The sequence below is a fragment of the Micromonospora sp. WMMD734 genome (assembly GCF_049178975.1).
Lineage (GTDB): Bacteria > Actinomycetota > Actinomycetes > Mycobacteriales > Micromonosporaceae > Micromonospora > Micromonospora wenchangensis.
The window spans coordinates 1,401,991-1,410,817 of sequence record NZ_JBMHMK010000001.1; the positions used below are offsets into that span (position 1 = coordinate 1,401,991).

Genomic DNA, 8,827 nt, shown 5'->3' on the forward strand with positions numbered 1-8,827 from the left:
GGGGCGTGACGAGGGGGCACGGCGAGGAGGCAGGGCGAGGGGGCACGGTGCGCATCGCGTTGTTCGTCACCTGCCTCAACGATGCGTTCTTCCCCCGGGTCGGCATCGCCACCGTGACCCTGCTGGAGCGGCTCGGCCACACCGTCACCTTCCCCGTCGGGCAGAGCTGCTGCGGCCAGCTGCACGCCAACACCGGCCACCGCGCCCCGGCCCGTGACCTGGAACGGCACACCGAGGCGGCGTTCGCCGGACACGACGTCGTCGTCTCGCCGTCCGGCTCCTGCGTGGCGCACCTGCGGGCGCACACCCGGCTGCCGGTGCACGAGCTGTCCGAACTGCTGGTGGACGTGCTCGCGGTGACCGACGTGGGGGCCCGCTTCCCGCACCGGGTCACCTACCACCCGACCTGCCACGGGCTGCGGATGCTGCGGCTGGGCGACCGGCCGCTGCGGCTGCTCGCCGCCGTACGCGACCTGGAACTGCTGGCGCTGCCCGAACCGGAGCAGTGCTGCGGCTTCGGCGGCACCTTCGCGCTGAAGAACGCCGCCGTCTCCGCGGCGATGCTCGCCGACAAGTGCGCCCACGCGGTCGCCACCGGCGCCGACTACCTGGCCGCCGCCGACAGCTCCTGCCTGGCCCACATCGGCGGTGGCCTGGCCCGCCGCCCCGACGCCCCGCGACCCATCCACTACGCCGAGATCCTCGCCGCCACCGGGCCGGGGGTGACCGGATGACGCCCCCGGCCCGGCGGCGACTGCCCATCGTGGCGGCCACCCCGTTCCCCCGGGCGGCGGCCGGCGCGCTGCGCGACGCCCAGCTGCGGGCCACCCTGGGCCGGGCCACCCGCACCATCCGGGACAAGCGGGCCGCCGTGGTGGCCGAGGTGCCCGACTGGGAACGGCTGCGCGAGCGGGCCGCCCGGGTCAAGGACGACGTCATCGACCGGCTGCCCGAGCTGGTGGACCAGTTCGCGCGGGCGGCCACCGCCGCCGGGGCGAACGTGCACCACGCGGTGGACGCCACCGCCGCCAACGCGCTGGTCACCGAGCTGGTACGGGCACAGGGCGTCGACCGGGTGGTGAAGGTCAAGTCGATGGCGACCCAGGAGGTCGGCCTCAACGAGGCGCTCGCGGCGGTGGGTGTCACGGCGGTCGAGACCGACCTGGCCGAGCTGATCGTGCAACTCGCCGACGACACCCCGTCACACATCCTGGTTCCGGCGATCCACTACCACCGGGGGCAGATCCGCGAGCTGTTCGCCCGCCGGATGCCCGGCTTCACCGCCGACTCGGACGACCCGGCGGTGCTGGCCGGCGCCGCCCGGGAGTACCTGCGGCGTACCTTCCTGTCCGCCCGGGTCGCCATCTGCGGGGCCAACTTCGCGGTGGCGGAGACCGGCTCCCTGGTGGTCGTCGAGTCCGAGGGCAACGGGCGGATGTGCCTGACCCTGCCGGACACCCTGATCGCCGTGGTCGGGGTCGAGAAGCTGCTGCCCCGGTTCACCGACCTCGGCGACTTCCTGCGGCTGCTGCCACGCTCGTCGACAGGCGAGCGGATGAACCCGTACACCTCGATTTTCACCGGGGTGACGCCCGGCGACGGGCCGCGCCGGCTGCACGTCGTGCTGCTCGACAACGGTCGTCGCCGGATGGCGGCGGACCCGGTGGGTCGGGCGGCGTTGCGCTGCATCCGCTGCTCGGCCTGCCTGAACGTGTGCCCGGTGTACGAGCGGGTCGGCGGCCACGCCTACGGCTCGGTCTATCCCGGCCCGATCGGCGCGATCCTGTCGCCCCAGCTCACCGGGCAGGACGCCGGCCACAACGCGACCCTGCCCTACGCCTCGACGCTCTGCGGGGCCTGCTACGACGTCTGCCCCGTCAAGATCGACATTCCGGCGATCCTGGTGCACCTGCGCCAGACGGGGCCGAAGCCGGCAGCCGAACGCGCGGCGATGGCGTGGCTCGCCTGGACGATGCGCGACCGCCGACGGTGGCGGGCGGCGCTGCGCACGGCCCGCGCCGGTGGCCGGCCCCTGCGGGTGCTCAGCCGGCGGCACGGCGGGCGGCTGCGCCGGGCACCCTGGCCGCTGTCGGCCTGGACGGCGCACCGCGACGCCCCGCTGCCGGCCCCGGAGTCCTTCCGCGACTGGTGGCGTCGGACCCATGACTCCTGAGCTGGGTGCGCTCTTCGCCGCCCGCGCCGGTGACTACCGGGCCGGGGTGCACCGCTGCACCCCGACCGAGCTGCCCGACCTGCTCGCCACCCTGCTGGCCGGGGCCACCGCCGTGGTGCTGCCGCCCGCGACACCAGCGCAGTGGACCGCCCGGCTCGGCCCGCCCACCCTCCCCGGTGACCTGCTCACCGCCACCGAACTGGACGCGCCCGGCCTGGCCGTGCTCACCGGCTGCGCGCTCGCCGTCGCCGAGACCGGCACCCTGGTCCTCGACGGCGGCCCGGCGCAGGGCCGCCGGCTGCTCACCCTGGTCCCCGACCACCACGTCTGCGTGGTCCGGGCCGCGCAGATCGTGGCCGACGTGCCCGACCTGGTCGGCGCGCTGCCCGACCCCACCCGCCCGATCACGATGATCTCCGGCCCGTCCGCGACCAGCGACATCGAGCTGAGCCGGGTGGAGGGCGTGCACGGCCCGCGCCGCCTCGACATCGTCTGCCTGCCACCGGAGTAACCCACCCACCCGCCGGTCGGCCCGCCGTTGCGGCCGGGGTGCGCGCCCCGGCTACCCTCGCCGCCGTGGACGCTGTGGAGATCGAAGCACCCGTGGTCGCCGTGACCGTGTACCCGGACCGGGCCCGGGTCACCCGCCGGGCGAGCCTGCGGCTGGCCGCCGGTGAGCACCGGCTCCGGATCGCCCCGCTGCCGATGCGACTGCGCCGGGACTCGCTGCGCACCGGCGGCGCCGGCGCGGTCACCGTCCTCGGCGTGGAGGTGAGCACCTGGCGGCAGGCCCGCAGCACCGACGACCAGGTCGACGCGCTCACCCGGCGGGCCCGGGACCTGGCCGACGAACTCGCCGAGACCGACGACGCCGCCGAGGTCGAGACGCAGCGGCAACAGTTCCTCACCCGGCTGGCCGAGCGGGCCGGCGGCACGTACGCCCGCACGCTGGCCACCGGTGACACCGCCCCGACCGACGTGACGGCCTTCGCCGACGCGGTCGCCGCCCAGTTCACCGAATCCCACCGCCGCCGACGCGGGCTGGCCCGGCGGCGCACCGACCTGACCGAGGAGCTGTCGGCCGTGCAGCGGCAGCTGGCCGACGCGGGCGGCAAGCGGCAGCCGGACCGGCTGGCCGCCGACGTGACCGTGGCGGTGGACGCCGACGACACCACCGTGGACCTGGAGCTGACCTACCTGGTCGACGGGGCACGCTGGCAGTCCTCCTACGACCTGCGGCTGGTCGGGGACGCCATGACCGTCACCTGGTCGGCCCTGGTCACCCAGGACACCGGCGAGGACTGGCCGGAGTGCGCGCTGCAGCTCTCCACCGCCCGCCCGGCGGCGGCTGCCGGCGTACCGGAGTTGTCGCCCTGGTACCTCGACCGGGTCCGGCCGATGTCGGCGACGTCGGCGGCGGCGAGCTTCGGCGCGCCGCCACCGCCCGCGCCGGGCGTGGCCCCGGCCGGCGGCGGCGGGGTGGCCCGCGGGGGCGGGCCGCGCCCGGTGGTACGCGACAGCGTCGCCGAGATCGAGCAGGGCGTCACCGCCGCGACCTACCGGCCGGCCCGCCCGGTGGCGGTGCCCGCCGACGGCAGTGCCTACCGGGCCGTCATCGCCGTGCTGGACCTGCCGGTCCGTCTCGACCACGTGACCGTGCCGCTGCGGGCCGCCGAGGCGCACCTGCGGGCGACGGTCCGCAACACCTCCACGCACACCCTGCTGCCCGGCCCGGCGGCGGTGTTCCACGACGCCGACTTCGTCGCCACCACCAAGCTGCCGACCTGGGCGCCGGGCGAGGAGACCGAGGTGGCGCTCGGGGTGGACGACCGGGTCCGGGTGGAACGCGAGCTGACCCGGCGCTCCGACACCCGGGCCGCGCTCGGCTCCACCCGGCGGCGGGACGTGGAATACCGGATCAGCGTGGCCAACCACACCCCGCGACCGGCGACCGTGGAGGTCCACGACCAGCTGCCGGTCTCCCGCGACGAAGCGGTGACCGTCCGCGAGGCCACCGTCGTCCCGCCGCCGGACGAGCGCACCGAACTGGGCGAGCTGACCTGGCGGCTGCGGCTCGGGCCGGGGGAGGGTGGCGACATCACCCTCGGGTTCCGGGTCGAACTCGGCAAGGGCGTCGAGCTGGCCGGCTGGCGGGAGTGACCGTCGCTCACCCTGCGGCGGTCACCGCCAGGGTGGCGACCGACGGGTGGACGGGGCCCTCGGCGTCGTCGATCGCCACCGCCAACCCGCCGGTGGCCCCCGGCCCGGTGGGGGTGGGCACCCGCAGGGCCGGGCCGCCGTCGACCCGGGCCGCCGTCACGCCGTCGCGCACGGTGACCGTGACCCGGTGGCTGGCGGCCGGGTCCAGCGTGGCCTCGGCGACCACCCGGCCGGCACGCAGCACCGCCACCCGGCCATGGGTCACCCGGACCGACACCGTGGCGTCACCGTCCACCCCGACCAGCACTGTCACCGTGCCGCCGTCGGCGCGCAGGCCGCGCACCGTGGCGTCGGCCGTGTAGCCGGTCCAGTCCGCGCTGGCGTACGCGAGCAGGGTGCCGTAGGCACGGCGTGGGCTGTCGGCGGGGAACCGGCCGGCGGTCAGCGGGGACAGCTCGGTCATCGGCTCACCGTGCTGGTCACGCCAGTCCCAGGCGCGGGCGAACGGGTCGGTCACCACGGCGGGCACGGCCGTGCGTTCGACGACGGCGCTGACCAGTTCGGCGGCCGTGGTCCGGGCGTACACCTCGGCCCGCTCGACCTGCCCGTCGGCGGCCGACCGGCGGCTGCTCGGCTGCGGGGCGAGCGACTTGTTGGTCAGCGCGGCGACGAACCGCGTGGCGATCAGGTCGCGGCTGAACGCGGCGGCCTCCGGGTCGGTCGTCGCGTCGCCGATCTCGGAGAACGGGTACGCGAACAACTGCGGGCGGGGCAGCCGGTGGTCGGTGAACGCGGCGAACATCGCGTCGAAGTCGGCGGTCAACCGCTGCCGGTAACCGGCCAGGCTCTCCTGCGCCCCGGTGGCCGGTTCCCACCGTCGGTGGGTCAGCGGGGAGCCGAGCCGCCCCGGCGCGGTCTGCACCCGGGTGTGCAGGTCGTGCGTGTGCGCCTGGAAGTCCCACCGGCCGGAGCGCCGCATCCGGTCGATCTCGGCCCAGCTCAGGTAGTACGGCCGGTGGGTGCCCACCTGCCCGGTGATCAGGTAGGAGGCGGCCACCATCCGGTGTCGTTTCAGGATCGGGTCGGCGTACGACCACAGCCCCCGGGTGCCGTCGTCGAAGGTGAGGTAGACCGAGCGGGCCGGCACCTCGCCGCCGCGCAGGTAGTCGACGTACTGGGCCGAGGAGATCGTCCGGTAGCCGGCGGTGCGCAGGGCGGTGAGCTGGGCGTCGAACGCCTCCGGGGTGACCACGTAGTGCTCCCGGCCGGTCGGCCCGGTCGCCTCGGGGTCGTCGCCGTGCGGCCGGATGTCGTGGTACGCGACCACCACCGGCGCGGCCCGGTCCGGCAGCCGCCCGGCCGTCTCGGTGAAGCGGCTCAGGTCGGCGGGGTCGACCCGGGTGACCGGGGTGTCGTGCTGCCCGCTGACGTGGCGGCGCAGGTCGTCGAGGTACCAGGACACCCCGAAGGGCGCCGCCACCACCAGCAGGGTGACCAGCGACAGCAGCCCGCCGAGCGCGCGGGGCCACAGCCGGCTCACCGGAGCACCCCGCCCCGGGTGAACACCACCGCGTAGAGCAGCACCAGCGTCCCCGCTCCGGCGAGGGTGAGCGCGACCCGGGCCAGTCGGGTCAGCACCCGCCGCCCGGCGTTCACACCGTGCTCCGCGACCACACGCCACGCCGGATCGTCCCCACCGACCAGGGCAGCAGCCAGGACAACATGGTGGCGGACAGCACGCTCATCAACGGCCGGTACGCCCAGCGCGGGTCACCCGGGTTGTCCAGCCGGTAGGCCAGCCCCCACGCGGTGCCCTTGAGCAGCACCCCGCACAGGTAGAGCAACGGCACCGCCCACCAGCCGCGCAGCGGCGCCCAGACCAGGTGGGAGAAGGCCATCGCCGGGGCCAGCGCGACCCACAGCGCGTGCCCGTAGTAGAGCGCGGCCGGGCCGGCGCCCCGCCGCCACATGAACGTGCCGGTGAAGAAGAGGTTCCGCACGTAGCTCTTCTTCCAGCGGGTCTGCTGGCGCAGGAACGGCCGCAGCCGGGCCGGCACGGTGGTCCACACCTTCGCCGAGCGGACGTAGCCGACCCGCCAGGCGCGCGGCGGATGGTCCTCGTCGCGGACGAACGGCGAGTCGGCGAACCGCGCCTTGAGCCGGTCGCCGATCCAGCGTTGCCCCAGCACGTAGCCGGTGAGCTGCCGGTCGGTGGCGAACCGGAACTCGCCGCCGAGGAACCGGTCGGCCGCCCAGGCGGGCAGGTAGTTGAGCACCGCCTCCCGCCGGAACACCGCCAGCGGGCCGGAGACGCAGGTGACCGCGCCGAACGACGCCTCGGCCGCCTTGGAAACCCGGAACTGGCCCTCGTACCAGACATCCTGCACTCGGCTGAGCAGCGACTCGTCGGGGTTGAGCGCGCGGGCGTGGCCGCTGACCGCGCCGAGGTCCGGTCGCCGCAGCAGCGCCTCGACGCAGCGCCCCACCGCGTCCGGGGCGAGCACGCAGTCGGAGTCGGTGAAGGCGAGCACGTCGCCGGTGGCGTACCGGGCGGCGTGCACCAGGGCCCGCTTCTTGCCGACGTTGCGGGGCAGGTGCAGCACGGTGACCGGGAGTTCGGCGGCGAGCCGGTCGAGCACCTCGGCGGTGCCGTCGGTGGAGCCGTCGTCGACGACGATCACCTGCAACGGGCGGTGGTCGCTGCCGGTCATCGACCTGACGCACGCCTCGATGCCGTCGGCCTCGTCCTTGACGGCGACCAGCAGGCTGACCGTCGGGGCCGGCGGCAGCGGCGGGAACGCGGCGGCGTGCCGGGGCTGCGCCGGGGCCTCGGCGGGGTCGACGTAGCGGGCGTAGGCCAGGTAGAACACGGCGACGGTGGCGGTGAGCACGGCGAAGCCGTAGAACGCCAGCAGCGGGGCGTACGGCAGCTGGGGCAGCTGGCGGGCCAGCAGCACGATCAGCGGCAGCAGCGCGAGCACGGTGAGCAGCCGACGCAGGCCGCGCCGGACGGGGGCGGTCGCCGGCATCTCAGACGACCTCCCGCCGGGGCAGCCCGGCCAGCCGGTAGGTGGCGTCGAGCACCATCGGTTGCCCACGCAGCCACGCCTCGTCCAGGTCGGACTGGTGGGTGTGCACGACCACCAGGTCCCACTCCCGGTCGGCCGGGTCGGCCACCCGGTGCAGGGTGTGGCCGTCGGGGGTGCGGACGGTGTCGACGAGGTCGTCGACGAAGCCGACCTGCGCGCCGGCCCGGATCAGCTCACCGATGATCTCCAGCGCGGGGGACTCCCGGACGTCGGCGACCCCGGGCTTGTAGGTCACCCCGGCGAGCAGCACCCGGGCCCCGAGCAGGGGGCGGCCGGCCCCGGCGAGCAGTTCCCGGACCCGGTCGACGACCCGGCGGGGGCGGGCGGCGATCCCGCGCATCGCGGTCTCGATCAGTGGTGCCTCGCGGCGCTGGCCACGGACCTGCCAGAGCAGGTAGTGCGGGTCACACGGGATGCAGTGCCCGCCCACGCCGGGGCCGGGCTGGAAGGCCATGAAGCCGTACGGCTTGGTGTCCGCCCCGTCGATCACCTCGGTGACGTCCAGGTGCAGGTCCCGGCAGAGGTCGGCGAACTCGTTGGCCAGGGCGATGTTCACCGCCCGGAAGGTGTTCTCCAGCAGTTTGGTCATCTCGGCGGCCTCGGGTGAGCCGAGCCGGTGCACCAGCGGGGTGATCCGGGCCAGCGCGGCGGCGGCCCGCGCGGTGCACTCGCCGGTGGTGCCGCCGACCACCCGGGGGGTGAGTTCCTGCCGGTGCCGGTCGTTGCCGGGGTCGACCCGTTCCGGGGCGAACGCCACGAAGACCTCCTGCCCGACCCGCAGGCCCCGGGCGGCCAGCGGCTCGACCAGCAGTTCCCGGGTGGTGCCGACGTAGCTGGTGGAGGTGAGCACGATGGTCTGGCCGGGGCGGGCGTGGGCGACCACCGCCGCACAGGCCGTCCGCAACGCGGTGAGGTCGGGGGCGAGGTGCCGGTCCACCGGGGTGGGCACGCAGATCAGCACCGTGTCGGCGTCGGCGATCTCGGCGACCGCGGTGGTGAGGCGCAGCGCCGGGTCGGATGCCCGCAGCGTGTCGCGCAGCCGGTCCCGGTCGTCGTCGAGCAGGTCGGCCCGCCCGGCCCGGATGTCGTCGAGCCGGGCCGGGGAGATGTCCACCCCGGTGACCCGGGCACCGCCGGCGACCAGGGCCAGGCTGGTCGGCAGGCCCACGTAGCCGAGGCCCACCACGGCGGTACGCGCACCGGGTCCGGCGGCGACGGCGGCAGCCGGCTCCGGCGGGGCGACGGGGGAGGCGGGCGCGCTGGTCGGGAGGTCGGCCCGGGCGGCGGGCAGGAGCTGCGACATGGTCGGTGGCCCTCACGGAAGGTGAACAGTGGTGACCCCAGAGTGCCGACCCGGCCGCCCCGTCGACTGTCCGTCGAACAGCCGTCCGGCCGCGGAAAGGCT

At 75.5% G+C, this 8,827-nt stretch carries 7 protein-coding genes; 4 read left to right on the forward strand and 3 right to left on the reverse strand.

Annotated elements, in window-relative coordinates:
• Positions 1-47 precede the first annotated feature (47 nt).
• The 4 genes from ACN267_RS05785 (at position 48) to ACN267_RS05800 (ending at position 4,333) form a co-directional block, all read left to right on the forward strand.
• Positions 48-734 carry a (Fe-S)-binding protein gene (locus tag ACN267_RS05785; protein WP_204961984.1) on the forward strand — a complete coding sequence of 229 codons (687 nt, stop codon included), beginning with the start codon at positions 48-50 and terminating at the stop codon, positions 732-734.
• Positions 731-2,173, forward strand: coding sequence for a lactate utilization protein B (locus ACN267_RS05790; RefSeq protein ID WP_421488125.1), 1,443 nt, complete (start codon positions 731-733; stop codon positions 2,171-2,173). Before ACN267_RS05785 ends, ACN267_RS05790 begins: the two co-directional genes overlap by 4 nt.
• Complete coding sequence (locus tag ACN267_RS05795; protein ID WP_204961982.1) at positions 2,163-2,684, forward strand: LutC/YkgG family protein; 522 nt, start codon at positions 2,163-2,165, stop codon at positions 2,682-2,684. Before ACN267_RS05790 ends, ACN267_RS05795 begins: the two co-directional genes overlap by 11 nt.
• A 65-nt stretch (positions 2,685-2,749) precedes the next feature.
• On the forward strand, positions 2,750-4,333 hold the full coding sequence (locus ACN267_RS05800) for a DUF4139 domain-containing protein (protein ID WP_421488126.1): 1,584 nt from the start codon (positions 2,750-2,752) through the stop codon (positions 4,331-4,333).
• A 7-nt stretch (positions 4,334-4,340) separates the two neighbouring features.
• Here the strand turns inward: ACN267_RS05800 and ACN267_RS05805 are convergent, their stop codons facing one another.
• The 3 genes from ACN267_RS05805 to ACN267_RS05815 form a co-directional block, all read right to left on the reverse strand.
• The gene (locus ACN267_RS05805) at positions 4,341-5,873 is read right to left on the reverse strand and encodes a polysaccharide deacetylase family protein (RefSeq protein WP_281896628.1); all 1,533 of its coding nucleotides are present in this window, start codon (positions 5,871-5,873) and stop codon (positions 4,341-4,343) included.
• Positions 5,874-5,985: 112 nt separating this feature from the next.
• Positions 5,986-7,362 (reverse strand): glycosyltransferase family 2 protein, encoded by a 1,377-nt coding sequence (locus tag ACN267_RS05810; protein WP_204961979.1) that lies wholly within the window; start codon positions 7,360-7,362, stop codon positions 5,986-5,988.
• Between the two features lies 1 nt (position 7,363).
• Positions 7,364-8,725: a nucleotide sugar dehydrogenase gene (locus ACN267_RS05815; RefSeq protein WP_204961978.1), complete on the reverse strand. Its 1,362-nt coding sequence runs from the start codon at positions 8,723-8,725 to the stop codon at positions 7,364-7,366.
• Positions 8,726-8,827 lie beyond the last annotated feature (102 nt).